At 70.4% G+C, this 19,104-nt stretch carries 18 protein-coding genes and 1 tRNA gene; 9 read left to right on the top strand and 10 right to left on the bottom strand.

Annotation, left to right across the window (positions count from 1 at the left end):
* The first annotated feature begins 27 nt into the window (after window positions 1-27).
* The 3 genes from Pta02_RS33565 to serS all read left to right on the top strand — a co-directional run bounded on the left by Pta02_RS33565 (window position 28) and on the right by serS (window position 3,854).
* Window positions 28-1,365 (top strand): glycosyltransferase 87 family protein, encoded by a 1,338-nt coding sequence (locus Pta02_RS33565; RefSeq protein WP_203879024.1) that lies wholly within the window; start codon window positions 28-30, stop codon window positions 1,363-1,365.
* A 181-nt stretch (window positions 1,366-1,546) separates the two neighbouring features.
* Window positions 1,547-2,467 (top strand): prephenate dehydratase, encoded by a 921-nt coding sequence (gene pheA / locus Pta02_RS33560; RefSeq protein ID WP_203879023.1) that lies wholly within the window; start codon window positions 1,547-1,549, stop codon window positions 2,465-2,467.
* A gap of 124 nt (window positions 2,468-2,591) precedes the next feature.
* Window positions 2,592-3,854: a serine--tRNA ligase gene (gene serS / locus Pta02_RS33555; RefSeq protein ID WP_203879022.1), complete on the top strand. Its 1,263-nt coding sequence runs from the start codon at window positions 2,592-2,594 to the stop codon at window positions 3,852-3,854.
* A gap of 45 nt (window positions 3,855-3,899) precedes the next feature.
* Here serS and Pta02_RS33550 read toward each other — a convergent pair whose 3' ends face one another.
* From Pta02_RS33550 to Pta02_RS33540, 3 genes are all read right to left on the bottom strand, one after another.
* On the bottom strand, window positions 3,900-5,357 hold the full coding sequence (locus Pta02_RS33550; RefSeq protein WP_203879021.1) for a hypothetical protein: 1,458 nt from the start codon (window positions 5,355-5,357) through the stop codon (window positions 3,900-3,902).
* Between the two features lie 41 nt (window positions 5,358-5,398).
* Complete coding sequence (locus Pta02_RS33545; protein WP_203879020.1) at window positions 5,399-6,883, bottom strand: hypothetical protein; 1,485 nt, start codon at window positions 6,881-6,883, stop codon at window positions 5,399-5,401.
* 109 nt (window positions 6,884-6,992) lie between these two features.
* A complete protein-coding gene (locus Pta02_RS33540) occupies window positions 6,993-7,538 on the bottom strand; it encodes a TetR/AcrR family transcriptional regulator (RefSeq protein WP_203879019.1) in 546 nt (181 codons plus the stop codon).
* Window positions 7,539-7,676: 138 nt separating this feature from the next.
* Between Pta02_RS33540 and Pta02_RS33535 the strand changes: the two genes are divergently transcribed.
* On the top strand, window positions 7,677-8,822 hold the full coding sequence (locus tag Pta02_RS33535) for an FAD-dependent oxidoreductase (protein WP_203879018.1): 1,146 nt from the start codon (window positions 7,677-7,679) through the stop codon (window positions 8,820-8,822).
* A gap of 183 nt (window positions 8,823-9,005) precedes the next feature.
* Here Pta02_RS33535 and Pta02_RS33530 read toward each other — a convergent pair whose 3' ends face one another.
* Window positions 9,006-9,209, bottom strand: coding sequence for a cold-shock protein (locus Pta02_RS33530; protein WP_196439280.1), 204 nt, complete (start codon window positions 9,207-9,209; stop codon window positions 9,006-9,008).
* A 242-nt stretch (window positions 9,210-9,451) separates the two neighbouring features.
* Here Pta02_RS33530 and Pta02_RS33525 point away from each other — a divergent pair, with 242 nt between their 5' ends.
* A complete protein-coding gene (locus Pta02_RS33525; RefSeq protein WP_203879017.1) occupies window positions 9,452-10,297 on the top strand; it encodes an HAD family hydrolase in 846 nt (281 codons plus the stop codon).
* Window positions 10,298-10,387: 90 nt separating this feature from the next.
* On the opposite strand, the gene Pta02_RS33520 is transcribed toward Pta02_RS33525, so the two are convergent.
* Window positions 10,388-10,897 carry a bacterial proteasome activator family protein gene (locus Pta02_RS33520; protein ID WP_203879016.1) on the bottom strand — a complete coding sequence of 170 codons (510 nt, stop codon included), beginning with the start codon at window positions 10,895-10,897 and terminating at the stop codon, window positions 10,388-10,390.
* 71 nt (window positions 10,898-10,968) lie between these two features.
* On the bottom strand, window positions 10,969-11,931 hold the full coding sequence (locus Pta02_RS33515; protein WP_203879015.1) for an NAD(P)H-quinone oxidoreductase: 963 nt from the start codon (window positions 11,929-11,931) through the stop codon (window positions 10,969-10,971).
* Between the two features lie 114 nt (window positions 11,932-12,045).
* Between Pta02_RS33515 and Pta02_RS41580 the strand changes: the two genes are divergently transcribed.
* Together Pta02_RS41580 and Pta02_RS33505 are read left to right on the top strand one after the other, a co-directional pair.
* The gene (locus Pta02_RS41580; RefSeq protein ID WP_239131434.1) at window positions 12,046-14,313 is read left to right on the top strand and encodes a MinD/ParA family ATP-binding protein; all 2,268 of its coding nucleotides are present in this window, start codon (window positions 12,046-12,048) and stop codon (window positions 14,311-14,313) included.
* Window positions 14,314-14,407: 94 nt separating this feature from the next.
* A tRNA-Ser gene (locus Pta02_RS33505) sits at window positions 14,408-14,496 on the top strand.
* Window positions 14,497-14,916: 420 nt separating this feature from the next.
* On the opposite strand, the gene Pta02_RS33500 is transcribed toward Pta02_RS33505, so the two are convergent.
* The 3 genes from Pta02_RS33500 to Pta02_RS33490 all read right to left on the bottom strand — a co-directional run bounded on the left by Pta02_RS33500 (window position 14,917) and on the right by Pta02_RS33490 (window position 16,337).
* The gene (locus Pta02_RS33500) at window positions 14,917-15,117 is read right to left on the bottom strand and encodes a hypothetical protein (RefSeq protein WP_203879014.1); all 201 of its coding nucleotides are present in this window, start codon (window positions 15,115-15,117) and stop codon (window positions 14,917-14,919) included.
* 330 nt (window positions 15,118-15,447) lie between these two features.
* A complete protein-coding gene (locus Pta02_RS33495) occupies window positions 15,448-16,011 on the bottom strand; it encodes a DUF5313 family protein (protein WP_203879013.1) in 564 nt (187 codons plus the stop codon).
* Window positions 16,008-16,337 carry a PadR family transcriptional regulator gene (locus tag Pta02_RS33490; protein ID WP_203879012.1) on the bottom strand — a complete coding sequence of 110 codons (330 nt, stop codon included), beginning with the start codon at window positions 16,335-16,337 and terminating at the stop codon, window positions 16,008-16,010. The genes Pta02_RS33495 and Pta02_RS33490 overlap by 4 nt, the downstream gene beginning before the upstream one ends.
* A 546-nt stretch (window positions 16,338-16,883) precedes the next feature.
* Here Pta02_RS33490 and Pta02_RS33485 point away from each other — a divergent pair.
* Window positions 16,884-17,243, top strand: a complete 360-nt coding sequence (locus Pta02_RS33485; RefSeq protein ID WP_203879011.1) for a hypothetical protein — start codon at window positions 16,884-16,886, stop codon at window positions 17,241-17,243.
* A 369-nt stretch (window positions 17,244-17,612) separates the two neighbouring features.
* Here Pta02_RS33485 and Pta02_RS33480 read toward each other — a convergent pair whose 3' ends face one another.
* Window positions 17,613-18,488 carry an aldo/keto reductase family oxidoreductase gene (locus tag Pta02_RS33480; RefSeq protein WP_203879010.1) on the bottom strand — a complete coding sequence of 292 codons (876 nt, stop codon included), beginning with the start codon at window positions 18,486-18,488 and terminating at the stop codon, window positions 17,613-17,615.
* 132 nt (window positions 18,489-18,620) lie between these two features.
* On the opposite strand from Pta02_RS33480, the gene Pta02_RS33475 reads away from it, so the two are divergent.
* Window positions 18,621-19,104, top strand: a 484-nt coding sequence (locus Pta02_RS33475; RefSeq protein WP_203879009.1) for a winged helix-turn-helix transcriptional regulator, incomplete at its 3' end; no start/stop codon positions are given.

Here is a 19,104-nt window from a genome sequence, read left to right as displayed (position 1 = left end):
CGGACGCTCACGGTAGCCTGCCTGGTCGTGACGACTGGCGAGACGACCGTGGCGACCGGGCGGCCCGCGTGGGCGTGGCCGCTCGCGCTGCTGCTCATCATGGCGGCGGCCGGACCCCTGGTGCTCCACTGGCTCGGCAACGTCGACGACCAGCGCCTGGTCGACCTGGACGTTTACCGTACCGGTGGCGAGATGATCCTCTCCGGCCGGCCGGTCTACGACTTCGCCACGCCCGCGCCGCAGCTGCTGCCCTTCACCTACCCGCCCATCGCGGCCCTGCTGGCCACGCCGCTGGCGGTGATGTCGTGGCCGGTGGCCCAGTGGGTGTGGACGGCGGGGATCTTCGTCACGCTGGCGATCACCGTCGGGTACGGCTTCCGCGCCGTGCTCGCCCGCATCGGCCGTCCCGGGGTGCCCGGTGTCTCCGGCGGCGCGGAGGCCGCCCCCGGCCGTCCGGGGCCCGCATGGGCGATTCCGCGCCCGGTGTGGATGCCGCTGGCGTTCGCGTTCCTGACGGTCATGTGCACATACCTGATGCCGATCAGGGACCAGGTGCGCTTCGGGCAGGTGGACATCCTGCTGGTCGCGCTCTGCCTGGCCGACTGCGCGGCCCGGCGGCCGGTGTGGCCTCGCGGCATGCTGATCGGCCTGGCCACGGCGGTCAAGCTCACCCCCGGCGTCTTCCTGATCTATCTCCTCATCGCCGGCTTCGGTCCCGGGGCGCGCGAGGAGCAGCGCAGAACCTTCTTCATGGCCGTCTTCACGGCGGCGCTGCTGACGCTGCTGCCGTTCCTGGTGATCCCGGACGACGCCAGGGACTTCTGGTTCCGCGCGCTGCTCGACCCCGAACGGCTGGGCGCCAACGCCGCGACCACCAACCAGTCGATGCGCGGCATGCTCATCCGGCTCTACCTGCCCGACGCGCTGACGAGCGCGATCTGGCTCGTCCTGGTGGCGGCCGTCGGCTGGTACGGCTTCCGCCACGCCCGCAGGGCCACGCTCGGCGGTGACACGGTGACCGCCGTCGCCCTGGTCGGGCTGATGGCCGTGCTGCTGTCCCCGGTGGCCTGGATCCACCACCTGGCCTGGGTGGTCGTCGTGCTCGGCGCCATCGTCGGCGACGGGCGGGACCCGGTGCGCCTGCGGGTGGCGGCCGGGGTCTGGCTCTACTACGTGGTGCCGATCCCGTGGTGGGGAGTGGCGATCAGGGCGGCGGAGATCCCGGTGCTCAGCCCGGTGGCGGGCAAGATCGTGCAGAACGCGTTCGGGCTCGGCGCGCTGGGGTTGGTGTGGCTGCTGGGCGTCTGGCTGCCGGGACGGCGCGCGGCCTTCCACGCGGGGACGGGGCCGGCCGGGGCCGGGTGAGCGGACCGGCCGGGGTCGGGCGAGCGGATGAGCGGACCGGCCGGGGGCGAGTGCGCCGAGGGGGCTCAGCCGGGAGGGCGTCCTGCCGATCCGGGTGCTCCCCTGCTTTTCGGCATTTTTCCGGAGGTCGAGTATGTCGTTCTCCGCACACTTCCGGACACCCACCGGATAACCTGGGGGTATGCCGAAACTCGCCTACCTGGGCCCCGAGGGCACCTTCGCCGAGGAAGCCCTGCGGATCCTGGCGCCGGACGCCGAGCGCCTGCCGAGCGCGAACGTCAGCGCGGCGCTCGACGCGGCCCGTCGCGGCGAGGCCGACGGTGCCGTCGTCCCGCTGGAGAACTCCCTCGAAGGCGGCATCGCCACGACCCTGGACGAGCTGGCCTGGGGCGAGCCGCTGCTGATCACCGCCGAGGTGCTGCTGCCGGTCGAGTTCTCGCTGCTGGCCCGTCCCGGCACCGAGATCGGCAACATCAAGCGGATCTTCTCCCACCCGGCGGCCCTCACCCAGTGCCGCGGGTTCGTCGCCCGCGAGCTGCCCGACGCGGTGACCGTCGCCGCCCCGTCGACCGCGGGCGCGGCCCAGGAGGTCGCCCTGCCCGGCTCGCCGTACGACGCGGCCATCGCCGCGCGCATCGCCGGCGAGCACTACGGCCTGGTCGAGCTGGCCTCGGGCATCGGCGACCGCTCCGACACGGTGACCCGGTTCGTCCACGTGACCAGGCCCGCCCCGCTGCCCGAGCCCACCGGCGCCGACCGGACCTCGCTGGTGGTCTTCCTCTCCGACGACCACCCGGGCGCTCTGCTGGAGATGCTGACCGAGTTCGCGGTGCGCGGGGTCAACCTGACCCGCATCGAGTCGCGGCCCACCGGCGACGGCATCGGCCGTTACTTCTTCCACTTCGACTTCGAGGGCCACGTGGCCGACGCCCGGGTCGGCGAGGCGATCTCCGGTCTGCACCGGGTCTGCGCCGACGTGCGCTTCCTCGGCAGCTATCCGCGCGCCGACCGCCTGTCCCCCCAGATCAAGCGGGGCACGGCCGACGCCGACTTCGCCGAGGCCGCCGGCTGGCTGTCCAGGATCAGGACCGGCCAGGTCTGATCACCGCAAATCCGGTCGGCTGGAGGCCGGAGAGCGGCGGCCTCTCGCACGTCCTCGACCTGAAGGCGCTCCGATAGGCGATATATCCACGCGGGTGCGGTCCGTACATCGGTAGCCTATGTGTGTGATTGACCTGCGTACCCTTCGTGAGGATCCCGACCGGCTACGGGCGTCGCAGCGTGCCCGCGGTGAGGACGACTCTGTCGTCGACACGCTGCTCGACCTCGACGAGCGCCGCCGCTCCGCGCTGGCCTCGTTCGAGTCGCTGCGCGCCGAGCAGAAGACCATGGGCAAGTCGGTCTCGAAGGCGTCCGGTGAGGAGAAGACGGCGCTGCTGAGCCGCGCCAAGGACCTCGCCGCGCAGGTGAAGGCGCTGGAGGCCGAGGCCGAGAAGCTGGCGGTCGAGCTCGACGAGGTCCTGCAGACGGTGCCCAACATCGTCGAGGAGGGCGCCCCGCAGGGCGGCGAGGACGACTACGTCGTGCTCGAGGAGGTCGGCGAGAGGCGTGCCTTCGACTTCGAGCCCCGCGACCACCTGGAGCTGGGCGAGCTGCTCGGCGCCATCGACATGGAGCGCGGCGCGAAGGTGTCGGGCTCGCGGTTCTTCTTCCTCAAGGGCGCCGGCGCCCGCCTCCAGCTCGGCCTGCTCAACATGGCGATGCAGCAGGCGGTCGAGGCCGGGTTCACCCCGATGATCACCCCTGTCCTGGTCAAGCCCGAGGCCATGCAGGGCACCGGTTTCCACGTCGCCCACGACAAGGAGATCTACCGCCTGCCCGATGACGACCTCTACCTGGTCGGCACCTCGGAGGTGCCGCTGGCGGCCTACCACGCCGACGAGATCCTCGACGGCTCCGCGCTGCCGTACCGTTACGCCGGATGGTCGTCCTGCTTCCGCAGGGAGGCCGGCTCGTACGGCAAGGACACCCGCGGCATCATCCGGGTCCACCAGTTCGACAAGGTCGAGATGTTCTCCTACTGCCGTCCCGAGGACGCGCACGAGGAGCACCTGCGCCTTCTCGCCTGGGAGAAGGAGATGCTCGCCAAGATCGAGGTGCCCTACCGCATCATCGACACGGCCGCGGGCGACCTCGGCACCTCGGCCGCGCGCAAGTACGACTGCGAGGCCTGGATCCCGACCCAGGGCCGCTACCGCGAGCTGACCTCGACCTCCAACTGCACCGACTTCCAGGCCCGCCGCCTGGGCGTGCGCTTCCGCGACTCCGGCGGCAAGCCCCAGCACGTCGCCACGCTGAACGGCACGCTGGCCACCACCCGCTGGATCGTCGCCATCCTGGAGAACCACCAGCAGGCCGACGGCTCGGTCGTGGTGCCCAGGGCCCTGCGCCCCTACGTCGGCCTCGACGTCCTGGAGCCGGCCAAGTAAGTCCCGCGATCCCCGGGGGCCCGCCGCCGGCGGGCCCCCGGAGATTCACGAACGGCCCACGCGGGCCGGGTCCCTCCGGCCTTTCCACCCGGCCAGCGCCGCCCCCGCCAGCCCGATGACCGTGGCCGAGCAGGAGAAAGCCACCGCCGTCCCGTAGCCGCCCGGGGTCCCCGAGATCCAGCCGAGGAAGACGGCCCAGATCGCCAGCGCGGTGCCCGCGGCCGACGCCAGAACGCAGGACCACGCCCAGCCGGGCATGCGTGCCGGGCGGGCCGCGGCGATCGCGAACGCCCCGCTCACCACGGCGAAGGTCAGAGCCGCCATGGTCATCACGGGCGAGAACAGCTGCCCGTCCGAGGTGATCGCGACGAGGAGGCCGACCGAGGCCAGGGCGTAGGCCGCGGCCGCGTAACCGTGGCCGGGGGCACGACGGCGGCGGGCCACGGCGACCCCGGCCAGGAGGACGATCAACCCGGCGAACAGGCCCATCGCATACTCCCGGGTCAGGTCGGGATCCGCTGCGTTGAGCGGGACCGCCGCCTCGGCGGAGAGCGAGAGGCCGTCGGCGGAGAAACCCAGGCGCCGCCAGGTGCCGTCCGCGTCCCGTACGGCGACGCCGTCGCTGCCGTTGGCCGCGACCACCACGTGGCCGTCCTGGGCCGGGTGCACCGCGACGGCCCCGGAACCCCATTCCCCCCGTCGTGTGCCGTCCCAGTTCCGCCGGAGTATCTCCTCGCGGTCCTCGGGGACCTCCCACGCGATCTTCCAACTCCCCCCGTCGTCACGCGACTCCTCCACGGCCAGCCGGCCCCGGACGACGCGGTAGCAGTGCCCGGGCTCACCGGGGACGCAGCTCTCGGGCACCGGGGACACCGGCCGGGCCGGCGCGATCGACGCCGAACCCGCCTCCGGGGTGCGCGCGGCCGGGGCGGACGGATCCGGAGACGAGCTCGGACCGGGGGTGGGAGCCGGTTGCCGGACCCAGGTCCGGCCGCCGTCCCGTGACGTGATCGGGCCGTAGTCCACTCTGTACCCGTCGAAAACGGTGATCGTCTCACCGTCACTGACGACAGTGGTCGCGTCGGGAGGCGGGGGCGCCGCCGCGGTGGCGGTGACGGCGATCAGGGCGATGGGGACGATGATGAGGGTGCGGGCTCGTTGTGCGGCCTGTTCGGATTGGCAGCGGCGCCAGATGAGCCAGGCGGCGGCCAGGGCGGGCAGGGTGATCAGGTCGGTGGGGTCGGCCAGGATGCGGGAGGGGCCGGCGATCAGGGTCCAGGCTTGGGAGGCGGTCTCGGCGCCTGCTTGCGTGGTTTTGACCAGGGTGAAGCCGGCGCCGGTGATCAGGATGGCGGCCGGGGCGGGGATGCGGGCCAGGGCGAGCAGGGGCGGGGCGACCATCAGGCCGGCCAGGTCGCTGAGTTTGCCGGTGATGAAGCCGGGCCACAGGTGTTTGAGCAGGTGGTCGTTGATCAGCAGGACGAAGGTGGCGGTCACGGTCACCGGATGACCGATCCACGCCGGCGCCGAACCGGGCGGACACCTCATGCCGGGTCCTCGGTGTCTCCACCCGTCACGATCTCCAGCTGGGGCCCGTCGTTCTCCCGGACGATGCGCCTGCGGCCCCGGTAGCCGGCCGTCACTGTGGTCGCCACGCCGATGACCACTGTGAGGCAGGAGAGCCGTACCGCCGTCGAGTAGTCGTCGGGAGCGCCCTGGGCCCAGCCGGAGAACAGGCTCCAGATGGTGAGCATGGTGGCCGGTGGGGTGATGAGGAGGAAGAGCCACGTCCAGCCGTTCGGGCGTATCGCCATGGCCGCGATGACCGCGAAGATCAGGCCCAGCAGGCCGCAGGCGCCGCCCAGTATGAACGGCATGTTGACCAGGAGGTATCCGTCCAAACCTTCGAGGGCGATCAGGAAGCCGGCCACGATGAGTACGGAAGCGACCATGGCGAAGACGACGGCGGCTCTCCCGGAACGGCAGGCCGCGGCGACTCCGGCCAGGAAGGTGAGCAGCCCGGCGAAGAAGCCCATGGTGCGCTCCGACTCCAGGTCGACGTCCGACGGCCGCAGGGACTCCGCAGCTTCCGGGGAGAAACCTTCGCTGGAGGCGCCGAGCCGCCGCCAGGCCCCGCTCTCATCCCGTACGGCGATGCCGTCGGTGCCGTTCGCCGCGACCACCACATGACCCCCGGCCGTCTTCTGCACCGCGATGGCCTGGGAACCCCTCCAGAAGTGTTCCCCCGTGGGACCGTAACGCCGCCGCAGCATGTCCTCCCGTCCCTCCGAGAGCTGCCAGGCCGTGTTCCAGGTCCTCGCTCCGTCACGGGACTCCTGCACGGCCAGCCGGGGCGGGTCGACGCGGTAGCAGTGGGCGGGCTCGCCGGGCACGCACTCCTGGGTGCTGGAGCGTGGGCGGGGATAGGCCACCGGGGTCGACCGCGGCGGCGGGGTCTGCCAGGTCCGGCCGCCGTCCCGGGAGACGTAGGGACCGGCATAGTCGTTCTCGAAGAAGACGGTGATCGCGTCACCGTCGGCGGAGACCCCGGTCGTCGCGCTCCAGCGCGACGCCCCCTCCGGCGCGGTGGCGGTGACGGCGATCAGGGCGATGGGGACGATGATGAGGGTGCGGGCTCGTTGTGCGGCCTGCTCGGATTGGCAGCGGCGCCAGATGAGCCAGGCGGCGGCCAGGGCGGGCAGGGCGAGAAGGTCGGTGGGGTCGGCCAGGATGCGGGAGGGGCCGGCGATCAGGGTCCAGGCCTGGGAGGCGGTCTCGGCGCCTGCTTGCGTGGTTTTGACCAGGGTGAAGCCGGCGCCGGTGATCAGGATGGCGGCCGGGGCGGGGATGCGGGCCAGGGCGAGCAGGGGCGGGGCGACCATCAGGCCGGCCAGGTCGCTGAGTTTGCCGGTGATGAAGCCGGGCCACAGGTGTTTGAGCAGGTGGTCGTTGATCAGCAGGACGAAGGTGGCGGTCACGGTCACCGGATGACCGATCCACGCCAGTGCCGAACCGGGCAGATGCCTCATGCCGGGATGGACATCGCGGCAGGGGACCTGGTTCGGCCCGTGACGGTTCCTGGATCAAGCCGTGTCCGCTCCGTGTCCGGCGGTGCCGTACCCGGGGAGCGGGTGCGGCTCACTCGGTGAGATAGCGCTGGAGGGTCGGGCCCAGCCAGTGCACGATCTCCTCGCGGGACAGGGCGACGACGGGCGGCAGGCGGAGTACGTAGCGGCACAGGGCCATGCCCAGCACCTGCGAGGCGGCGAGCCCGGCCCGTGCGGGGGCCTGGGCGGGGTCGCCGCAGAGCGCGGCGGCCGGCGGGCCGAGCTGGGCGGCGAAGATCCCGCGCATGCGCTCGGCGACGACCTCGTTGGTGACGCCGGTGCGCAACAGGATCATCATCCCCTCGTCCTCCTCCCATCGGTCGAGGAAGTGGGCGGCGAGCGCCGCTCCCACGGTCTCGCGGGGAAGGGCGGTCAGATCGGGGAGCCGCAGGTCCACCTCCGCCGCCGCGGCGAACAGCTTGTCCTTGCTGCCGAAGTAGCGCATGACCATGGACGGGTCGATCTCCGCGTCCGCGGCGATGGCGCGGATGGTCGCCTTCTCGTAGCCGTCGGCGGCGAACCGCTCGCGGGCCGCGGTCAGGATCACGGCCTTGGTGTCCTCCGAGGATCTCCTCATGCCAACAACTGTAGGCCAACGGGTGTTGACAACGCCAGCCGACAGGCGCACAGTTAAGTCAACGGACGTTGGCCAACAATCGTTGGCATCGTTTACCGGAGCCCACCGGAGCCCACCGGAGCTCATTGGAGGTCGAAAATGCTTCCCACCAGCACGGACGTTCTCGTCGTCGGCGCCGGCCCGACCGGCCTCACCGTCGCCGTCTCCCTCGCCGGCCAGGGCCACGACGTGATCGTCGTCGACAACCAGGCCGCCGGCGACAACACCTCGCGGGCCGCAGTGGTCCACGCCAGGACGCTGGAGGTCCTGGAGCCGCTGGGGGTCTCCGGCCGGCTGACCGGGCTGGGCATCCACGCCCGCCGGTTCACGATCAGGGACCGCGACCGGCTGCTCGTCCCGGTCGAGTTCGACCGGCTCCCCACCGCCTACCCCTACACCCTGATGATCTCCCAGGCCGAGACCGAGCGGATCCTGCTGGAGCGCCTGACCGAGCTGGGCGCCCGCGTCGCCAGGCCGTACACGCTCCGCAGCCTCACCCAGGACGACGACGGGGTGACGGCGGTGATGACCGACGGGAGCAGCGTGCGGGCGAGATACCTGGTCGGGGCGGACGGCATGCACAGCACGGTCCGCGAGCAGGCGGGCATCGGCTTCACCGGCGGGCGGTACGCCGAGTCGTTCAGCCTGGCCGACGTCCGGCTCACCGGCGGGGTGCCCGCCGACGAGGTCGTCCTGTACTTCTCGCCCGCCGGGCTCGTCGTGGTCGCCCCGCTGCCCGGAGGGAGCCACCGGATCGTGGCGACCGTGGACGAGGCGCCCGCCGTACCCGACGCGGCCTTCGTCCAGGCGCTCCTGGACGCCAGGGGGCCGGAGCGGGACCCGGCGGTGGTGCACGAGGTCATCTGGGGATCACGGTTCCGGGTCCACCACAGGGTGGCCGACGCCTACCGGGCCGGCCGGGTCGTCCTGGCCGGGGACGCCGCCCACGTCCACAGCCCCGCAGGAGGCCAGGGGATGAACACCGGGATCCAGGACGCCACGGTGCTGGGCGAGGCGCTCAGCGCGGCGCTGAAGGGGGACGAGGCCGCCCTGGAGGCCTACGGGGCCGCCCGGAGGCCGGTGGCCGAGCAGGTGGTCGCGTTCGCCGGGCGCCTCACCCGGCTGGCGACCCTGAGCAGGAGCGTCCGCCCGGCCCGCAACCTCGTGCTGCGCACTCTGGCGCACGTGGCCGGGTTCCGCCGGAGCCTGGCCTGGCGGCTGTCGGGACTGGTCTACCGCGCTTGAGCCGCCGTTCGCGGAGCTCTGACGGATTTGCTCCCAAGAGTTCTATTACGGTTCATCTATGAAGATTTTCCGTACCCGCCCGGAAACGGCCCTTCAGGGCAGTCCTCCGGGCGGGACCGGAAAACACAGAGGCGAGGTTCGCGTTAAGCGAAACCTCGCCTCTGTGGTTATCAGGTCTGGGGATCAGACGGCGCGGACCTGCGAGGCCTGCGGGCCCTTCTGGCCCTGCGTGATCTCGAATTCGACCCGCTGGCCGTCCTCGAGGCTACGGTAGCCGTTGCCGACGATCTCGGAGAAGTGCACGAACACGTCCGGCGCACCGCCGTCCGGTGCGATGAAGCCGAAGCCCTTTTCAGCGTTGAACCACTTGACGGTTCCCTGAGCCATTAAAGCTCTCCCTCAGGATTTGAAGCTATGGGATTCACACCTCGTGAACCCCCGTGTGTCGTACAGCGGGGCCCCGGGTGGCTCAGATCTAGCTCTGGTCATGCACTACGGGATCAGCTAATACAACGCCATCACATCTAACACTATCTCGGGGCCGCGTGTTCCCGCCATCATGAAGATTCCTCTCCGCACGGGTCCCGGGGCTGGCGCCGGAAGGATCACAGTGCACACTGGGACCTGTTATGGGAAGTCCCCGGCTCGTCGCCACCGACCTCGACGGCACCGCCCTGCGCTCTGACGGCACCGTCTCGCCCCGTACCGCCGCCGCGTTCGCCCGCGTCGAGAACGCCGGCGCCACGCTGGTCTTCGTCACCGGCCGCCCGCCCCGGTGGATGCACACCGTCGCGGGCGCCGTACACCACCGGGGGCTGGCCATATGCGCCAACGGAGCCCTGGTGTACGACCTGCACACCGAGCAGATCGTGAAGTCGCGCCTCATCCAGCCGGACGTGCTGGAGGAGGTGGTGAGGAGGCTGCGCGACAAGGTCCCCGAACTGTCGTTCTCCGTGGAGTACGAGGGCGGCTTCGCCCACGAGTCGGACTTCCGCCTCGGCGGCTGGGACCGCAAGGCGGTCGCCGGGCTCCGTGTCGGCACCGCCACACTCACCTCACGTCCGTGCGCCAAACTTCTGGCCCTGCATCCCCGGATGGACCCCGACATCCTCCAGGCGGCCGTGTGCGGGGTGGTGGGGGACCTGGTGACGCCCACCCACTCCAGCGGCCGGGCCCTGATCGAGATGAGCGCCCACGGCGTGACGAAGGCCTCGGCGCTGGCCGAGCTCGCGCAGGCGCAGCAGATCACCCCGGAGAGCGTGGTGGCCTTCGGGGACATGCCGAACGACCTGCCGATGCTGCGGTGGGCCGGTACGGCCTACGCCGTCGCCAACGCCCATCCCGAGGTGCTGGCCGCGGTGCACCACGTGACCGCGGCCAACGACGAGGACGGGGTCGCCCGGGTCTTGGAGGAACTCTTCCAGGACACGCCGCAGGAGCCCCTCGGCGAGCCCTCGGCGAGCCGGGGGACCTGACCGGCGGCCCCGGCCGACCGGACCCCTGCGGGCCTATCAGGGCCTGCGGGGCCTGCGGGCCCTGTGAGGCCCGCAGGTCCTTCAGGTCTCCTACAGGTAGGGGCCGGAGCTCGCCTGCTGGTGGCCCTCCTGCAGGGAGGCGCCGCCGGGCAGCGCCCTGCGCATGTTCTCCAGCTGGGCCCTGGCGGCCATCTGCTGGGCGAACAGCGTGGTCTGTATCCCGTGGAACAGGCCCTCCAGCCAGCCGACCAGCTGCGCGTGCGCGACCCGCAGCTCCGCGTCGCTGGGCGGGGAGCCGTTGTCCTCCTCGGTGAAGGGAAGCGACAGGCGCTCCAGTTCTTCCACCAGTTCGGGTGCCAGGCCGTCCTCGAGCTCCTTGATGGAGCTCTGGTGGATCTCCTTGAGCCGCTTGCGGCTGGCCTCGTCCAGCGGAGCGGCCCGGACCTCCTCGAGGAGCTGGCGGATCATGCTGCCGATGCGCATCACCTTGGCGGGCTGCTCGACAAGATCAGTGATCGACCGCTCGTCGCCGTCGTCCTGGGACTGGACGCCCTGGGGACCCACGACAACGATGTGCGGGGTGTTCTCCTCTGCGTTCATGACCTCAACCTACTAACTGCCGTACCGCCGCGAGACGGTACGGGGGCCGACACGTCATCCCCGTCCCCCGCTCACGGAGCGTTCGTCAGGATGACCTTCCCGACGTGCTCTCCGGACTCCATGATCTCGTGCGCCCGGGCGGCCTCGCTCATCGGCACCCGCGCGTGCACCACCGGGCGGATCACCCCGGCGTCGGCCAGCGGCCAGACGTTCTCCACGACGCCGCGGACGATGACGCCCTTCTCGTCGACCGGCCGCGCGCGCAGCGTGGTCCCGTGCACCGAGGCGCGCTTGACGAGCAGGGCGCCCAGATCGAGCTCGCCCTTGGACCCGCCCTGCATCCCGATCACCACGATCCGCCCGCCGGTCTTGAGCGCCTTGACGTTCTGCGGGAGATACCGCCCGCCGATGATGTCGAGGATCACGTCGGCCTGGATCTTCTCCGCGAAGTCCTCCCGGCGGTAGTCGACGCCCTCGTCCGCGCCGAGCTCCAGGCACCTGGCGATCTTCTCGGGCGAGCCCGCGGTGACGGCGACACGCGAGCCGAACGCCTTGGCCAGCTGGATGGCGAACGTGCCGATCCCGCTGGCGCCGCCGTGGACGAGCAGGGTCTCGCCCTTCCTGAGCCGCGCGGTCATGAAAACGTTGGACCAGACCGTGCACGCGACCTCGGGCAGCCCGGCGGCGTCGACCAGGTCCACCCGCTCGGGGACGCGCATGACCTGCTGCCAGGGGACGGCCACCCGCTCGGCGTATCCGCCGCCGGCCAGGAGGGCGCACACCCGGTCACCCGGAGTGAATCCGATCACATCCGGGCCCGTCTCGCTGACGACCCCCGAGCACTCCAGCCCCGGGTACGGCGGGGTTCCGGGGGGCGGGTCGTAGAAGCCCTGCCGCTGCAACAGGTCGGCCCGGTTGACCGCCGAGGCGGTGACGTCGATGATGATTTCGCCCCGTTCGGGACGAGGGTCGGGGACCTCCCGCCAGGAGAGGACCTCGGGCCCGCCGGGCCTGTCGATCACGATGGCGTGCATACGGCTCACGCTATCGGGGAACCCAACTCGGTGGTTGCCCGCATTGAAGAGAACACGTGGCGTTAATCTTCAATGTGTTTGCTGCCCCTTTAGCCCATCCCGAGGGGGAACACGGTGGCACGACACGATCGTGAAGAATCTCTCGAGGAACAGCTCGCCTGGCTCGACGCCATCAAGGAGCAGGAGGAGGCACCGATCGCGGTGACCGCCAAGGTCGCCACGACCTCCGACGACGCCGTCGTCTCGCCATATCCGCAGGACCCGTGGAGCCTGGTGCCCACGGAGCCGGACCCCGCCTCCTCTCCGCTGTTCCGTACGGCCGCCGACCCGGACCGCGGCTCCACGAGCCCGTCCGCGACCGTCGCCGACCCGCCGTCGGAGCGTCAGGCGGAGGAGGCCGACGCGGCCGAGTGGCTGGAGGCCGCCGAGGCGGCGGGTTCGTTCACCCTGCCCTCAGCCCCCTCCGCGCCCGCTCCGGCCGACAACGACGCCTTCCTGGCGCCGCTCAAGCCGCTGCCCCGTCAGGAGGACGGCGGCTACGGCCCCGCGGACGGCGGCGACTTCGCCGGATCGGACAGGTCCGAGCGAGAGTCTTCCCGGGGCCTGTTCGAGGAGCCCCGCCGTACCGCGCCCGATCAGCCGGAGTCCTTCACGCTCCCGTCCGTCAGGCCGCCGGCTCCCGGCGCGGAGCCGTTCGCTCCGGGCGGCGAGCAGGAGACCGGGCGCTGGAGCACCGGGCCGGACAACGGGGGATTCGGCGGCGCGGCCGAGCCGGAGGCCGAGCGCCCCGCCGGTCACGCCGAGTCGGAGGGCGACCGGTTCGTCTCCGGTGGCGCCGAGCAGGACGCGGAGCCGTCCAGGGGCGCCGGGCATTTCGGCGGTGCTGAGCGTGACGCCGGACACTTCGGCGGTGCCGAGCCCTTCGGCGGTGCCGAGCCCTTCGGTGGCACGGCCGAGGCCGAGCAGGCCGCCGACCGCTTCGACCGGGGCGACACCGACCCCGGATTCGGACGTTTCGACCGCAGTGACACCGACCCCGGGTACGACCGCTTCGCGCGTGGCGCCACCGAGTCCGCGCACGACCGCTTCGCGCCCGGCGGCTCCTGGCCCGAGCCTCCCGCCGCCTTCGGGCCCGAACGGCCCGCGCCGGCCGCCGAGGGCCCCGCCCCGAGCATGTTCGACCCCGAGCCCTCCGACCCTTCGGACACCAGGGCCTTCCCCCGCGACCGGGGCACGGCCTTCGGGCCCGACAGGGGCGAGACGTCCGGCGGGGACACGGCCTTCGCCCGCGAGCAGGAGGCGAAGGCCTCCGCCCCCGGCCGTTCCGGGCCCGACCGGGACACGGCCGAGAACGTGCGCGAGCCGTACCAGCCGCGCCGTCGCCAGGCCGCCCCGCCGCACGCCTTCGCCTCCCCGGCGCGGCAGACGAACCTCGGCGGCGCTCCCCGGCCGTCGGCCGACAGCCTCGACCCCGAGTCGCTGCTCAAGGGCCGCCGCAACGGGCCCTCCGGCGGCTGGCGCAAGCTCGTCTACAAGGCCTCGGCCGGTCTGATCAAGCCGGGTGAGTCCCCCGAGGTGCGCCGCCGCAGGGAACTCGTCGGCCGTGCCCGCACTCCCGTGGCGACCGGTCACCACCGCGTGGCCGTATTGAGCCTGAAGGGCGGTGTCGGCAAGACCACCACCACGGTCGGCCTGGGCGCCACCCTGGCCCAGGTCCGCGGTGACCGGGTGATCGCGGTCGACGCCAACCCCGACCGCGGCACCCTGTCCGACAAGGTCGAGCTGGAGACCGCCGCCACCGTCCGGGACCTGCTCAACGAGCGCAACCAGATCAAGCGCTACGTCGACATCCGGGCTTTCACCTCGCAGGCCCCCTCCCGCCTGGAGATCCTCGCCTCCGACCGCGACCCGTCGGTGTCGGAGGCCTTCAGCGCGTCCGACTATCAGTCGGTGGCCCAGGTCCTGGAGAACTTCTACTCGATCTGCATCACCGACTGCGGCACCGGCCTGCTCCACTCGGCCATGTCGGGCGTCCTCGGCCTGGCCGACCAGCTCGTCCTGGTCAGCTCCCCGTCCGTGGACGGCGCCAGGGCCGCCTCGGCGACCCTGGACTGGCTGGAGGCGCACCACTACGAGCATCTCGTCCGCGCCGCCACGGTGGTGCTGTGCAGCGTCCGCCCCCGGTCGAAGTCCACCGTCGACCTCGACCGCCTGGAAGCCCACTTCGCCGCCCGCTGCCGCGCGGTCATCCGCGTCCCCTACGACCCCCACCTCGAAGAGGGAGCCGAGATCGACCTCGAAAGGCTCCAGCCCGCCACCCGCGAGGCCTACCTCCACCTGGCCGCCTCCGTGGGCGACGGCTTCGCCCCGCCCCAGAACTGACCCGGACCGGGTGGCGTGATCGCCATGGCGCCACCCGGCCCACCCCATGAGGCGCTAAGGTTCAATCTGACGCGTCCCCCGGGACGCGCCACCGGGAGAGCTCGCCTAGTGGACGATGGCGGCGGTCTTGAAAACCGCTAGGGCCGGCGACGGTCCTCGTGGGTTCGAATCCCACGCTCTCCGCCGAGCACACGAAACGGCGTCTGACCAGGTTTTACGGCCCGGGGAGGCGCCGTTGATCGTTTCCGGGATGCGCAGCCGTACGCCGCCGTGAGCGGCTCTCGGCCGGTGCCCGCGGGATATACGCGGGATGGATCTTGACGCGTTTTCCCAGTTCGGCACAGGCGAATGAGGGCCTCGGGACTTGCCGTCCCCGGACCTCTGCCAAACGAGAGCATCGCCCGCCCCGCGGGCGCCGAGGAACGACTTCGTGAAGGCGGGCAACGTGCCCGCTCCGACTCGGCTCCTGCCCATCCTGACATCGCCGCCAGGTGCCGGCGACAGGGCCCTAGCGGTGGCCATCCACTACGACCCTGTCGCACTACTACACCGAATCAGGTCCCCGGCAATCCGCGGTGCTGGGACGACGGTGAAACGGGGCAATCACCTACACCTGGGTGGATCACACCCGTCCGAGTGGGCGCTCGCGGGGTAGCCGAAGGCATAAACGCCGACGGGCTGGCTGTTCCAGCTCGGTCCCTGGCCGTCGGCGAGGTCGGTCGTACGGCTGACGCCGAACGCGGCGACCAGCAGAGCGGCAGCTAGCCCGATGCCGCCGAGGGTGCGGAACGAATGTCTCAACATGGTCCTCCTTTCAGATCGTGACGTGAGGGGGAAGGGGACAGCGTCCCCGCCGCCTCCTCGATGTCGTTGTCGACGCTGAAGCTTCGCAGCGCGCTTTGGTGATCAACTTGCAGTTGACTTGGAACGAGGCCGGCCGGACTGTCTACGGGCTGGCCGTCCCTGCCCTGCGGCTCGCCGTGGCTTCGGGAGTTCTGGACCGTCTGGGGAGCCGATGCAGACCGCCATAACCACAGCTGCCAGCGCGGCGGATACGGGTAGTAGCAGACGGCGACCGTCGAGCACCGCCGAATGGGTCGACATCACTGCCTCCACATAGGACATGCAGGGAGGTCACCTCGATGTGCCCTCGTCAGACTGCAGGGTGATGGAAGTGCCGTCGGGGGTGAACCGGTGCTTGGCCAGCAAGTCACGCCGAATCTGCCGGCGGCTGGTGAGGACGGTCAGAGACATACCCAACACCCCGCCGATCTTGATTCCCCAAGAACCGGGTTCGCCCATCAGCCTGAAGACGTCCGCCAGTGTGAGCGGCAGGTAAGTCAGGGACAGCCACGTCCCGAGGAGACGCACGGGGAAGAACCGGCCGAGGACGTCGTCTCGGACCCACCAGCGGTAGCGCAAAGGGAGCCGCTTACCGGACAGGCGGTAGCAGAGCCAGCGCCACAGGGGCGGGCGCTCTTGCAGACGCCAGAGCACGCCGGCGCGTACGACGTCCAGCACGGTACGCAGGTCCGGCCGGGTCTGGCCGGGATCGGCCAGATCGAGAAGGGTGCTCAGGAATTCCTCGCCGCGCGCCTGCACGAAGCGCGGCGGATAGGCCACGCGCAGCAGCCGGCGGCAATGATCCGCGTATGCGTCGCTCCGGCATTCGGCGGTGCGGGGCTTGGGACCGGTCATCGCGTTCCCCATCCCGGCTGCAGGGACAGGCGATTGCGGGCCGTGGCGGCCAGCCGTGTCAGGCGGGCGGTCTCCTCGGCCAGGACGGTACGGCCATGGCCGGTCAGGTCGTAGTAACGGCGGTGGCGGCCGGCGACGACCTCTTCCTTGACCACGGATACCAGGCCGTCGCCTGACAGTCGGTCGAGCGCGCCGTACAAGGTGCCCGCGCCGAGCCGTACCCGCTCCTCCGACAGCTCCCGTACGGCTTTGATCACGCCGTAGCCGTGGAGCGGGCCGTCGGCCAAGGCCAGCAGGATGAGGTAGCTCTGTTCGCGTAGCGCCATACGCGATATATATCGCTGAGCGTTGTATTGGTCAATGAGTGATCACATACGGGCTGCTCAACCTCGTCGAGCAGCAGCCGGCCGAACCCACCCAGGCGTCCGGCCCTCGTCGTCCCCGCCCGCCTCGCCGAACCGGCTCATGCTCGGCAGAGCCGCGGATCCACGTGAGTCGCCGAATCGTTCAACGTCGCTGCATTTGGGTGTGCGGCCGTACGTCAAGACCCGGCATCTGCTCGATAGTGAAGGATCTTGAACGCCACCAGACTGCTCCCGTCGATGGGGGCAGCAGACTCGACCCGCTTCGAAGCGTTCATCAGGTCGCTCAGGAAGGTTGTTCCGTCCGATCGATGACATCGGAAGCGTGTCGGCGGTCGCCTTGATCGGCATAGGTTGGATGATCGGCGCTGTCGCTGAGGTTGGGGCGGGCGGCGGTCCGGGACTTCGTTCCTCTGGGATCAGCACGACGGCACTTCAGACGATCATGGTGCGGCGGCTTCCGAACCGGTGGACAACGACCACGTGACAACCGCCTTCTAGACTGCGGAAGTGATCGAGCTGGGTTCGCGAGAGCGTAAGCAGCCGCCGCCGCCTCACATCGTGTGGGGGAGCTTGACCGATCCTCGGCGACCTGGCGGGCGGCGGTGGCTGGACCTGACCTCCGATGAGGTCGAGCCGCGTATCCTGCGGGCGGTGGAGCCGGAACTCGTGGTCTGGTCGTCACTGTGGCCGGAAAGGCCCGATGACGAGATCCGGTTCGACATCCGGCCGACCGAGGATGGTGGCTGCTCACTGCGCTGGACGCTGCTGACACCTGCGGAAGCTCCGGAACAGGCTGTGATCGGTCATCTGCGTTACCGGCTCAACTTCCTGATCAATGCTCAGCTCCGGTTTTCCTTCGGGCAGTGAGGGCTCTCGGCAGACGCGTACTGCAACGGATGCACACGCCGGCTGCGAGAGCGGGCCGGGCACGCCAAGGCCGATGAGTAACCGTTACGGGACATACGCGGGATGATCTTCCGCAGTCAGGGGCCGGACCGGTGCCTCCAGCCTGGTGAGAAGCCATGTCATCACCAGGAACGTGATCTTCTTGAAAACTGCCAGGGTCGGCGACGGTCCTCGTGGGTTCGAACACCGCGCTCTCCGCTGAGCATGCGAAACGGCGCCTGGCCAGGGGATTCCCCAGATCAGGCGCCGTTGACCGTTTCCGGCCCGCGCAGCCGTACGCCGCCGACCTGGTTGCCGGGCACAGGCTCAGTACGGCAGCCCCCGGAGGGGTCACTCGCCTCCGATCTTGTCCAGCTCGGCGAGGTCTTCATCGGACAGTGAGAGCCGGGCGCCGGTGATGTTCTCGTGCAGGTGCGCGATCGAGGAGGTTCCAGGGATCAGCAGGATGTTCGGCGACCTGTGCAGCAACCAGGCCAGGGCAACCGACATGGGGGTGGCGTCCAGTCGGGCGGCGACCGCGGAGAGTGCGGAGGACTGGAGAGGGTTGAACCCGCCGAGCGGGAAGAACGGCACGTAGGCGATGCCTTCGGCGGCGAGTCGGTCGATCAACTCGTCGTCGTGGCGGTGGGCGAGGTTGTACATGTTCTGCACGCTCACGATCGGCGCGATGCTCTGAGCTTCGGCAACCTGCTCGGCGGTGGCGTTGCTCACACCGAGGTGACGGATGACACCCTGCCTCTGGAGTTCGACGAGCGTCTCGAACGCTTCGGCGATCGAGCCCGCTTGAGGTCCCTCGGCGTTGCCGAGCCGGAGGTTCACCAGGTCCAGCGTCTCGAGTCCGAGGGATTCGAGGTTCTCCTCGACCTGACGACGCAACTGGTCAGGCCGCCGTGCCGTCGGCCACCCGCCCTGCTCATCCCGCCGCGCGCCGACCTTCGTCACGATGCGCAGCGACTCGGGGTAAGGATGCAGTGCTTCGCGGATCAGTTGGTTGGTGATGCGCGGGCCGTAGGCGTCGCTGGTGTCGATGTGGGTGATCCCGAGGCCGACGGCCTCGCGCAGGACGGCGATCGCGCCGTCCCGGTCGGCGGGCGGCCCCATGACCCAGGGGCCCGCAAGCTGCATCGCACCATAGCCGAAGCGGGTGACGGTCAGATCACCCAGAACCCAGGTGCCACCGGGAAGCGAAAGGGAAAGTGTGCTCATGCCTCTTGTCTTTCGTGTCGATCTCAGTGATGGTGCCTCATGGCGCCTAACTTCATAATTGTTATGCAACTCTCCAATGGGAAGCAGGCACTTCAGAGTGCCTTGGTAACCCGCAGGTGACAGGAGTGGACGATGAGCACGACCACGGCAGCCGAGAAGAGAGCCCAGGCCAAGATCGAGTACAACGCGTTCCTGGCCGTATGCCCGAGCCGGAAACTGCTCGATCTGATCTCCGACAAATGGGTCGCCCTGATCCTGTGCGCACTCGGCGGTGGCGGGACTCCCCGAAGTGACGCGAGCCACCCCGCAGGCCGCGACGGCGGTCTGCCCCGGACCGAGGCAGACCGCCTGGGCGAGCCTCGGGCGATGCGCTTCTCGGAGCTGTCCCGGTTGCTTGCGGGCGTCAGTCAGAAGATGCTCACCCAGACGCTGCGTTCCCTGGAGCGCGACGGTCTCATCACGCGCACCGCGACTCCCACCGTCCCCGTCACGGTCTCCTACGAGCTCACCGAACTCGGCCTGTCACTGCACCACCTGATGCGCGGACTCAAGAACTGGGCCGAGACGCACATGGACGAAGTCCTCACCAACCGTGAAAGACACGATGCCCGCACCG

Origin of the sequence: Paraplanobispora takensis, from assembly GCF_016863195.1 — a bacterium.
Taxonomy (GTDB): Bacteria; Actinomycetota; Actinomycetes; order Streptosporangiales; family Streptosporangiaceae; genus Planobispora; species Planobispora takensis.
This window is presented reverse-complemented; position numbering and strand designations above follow the sequence as displayed.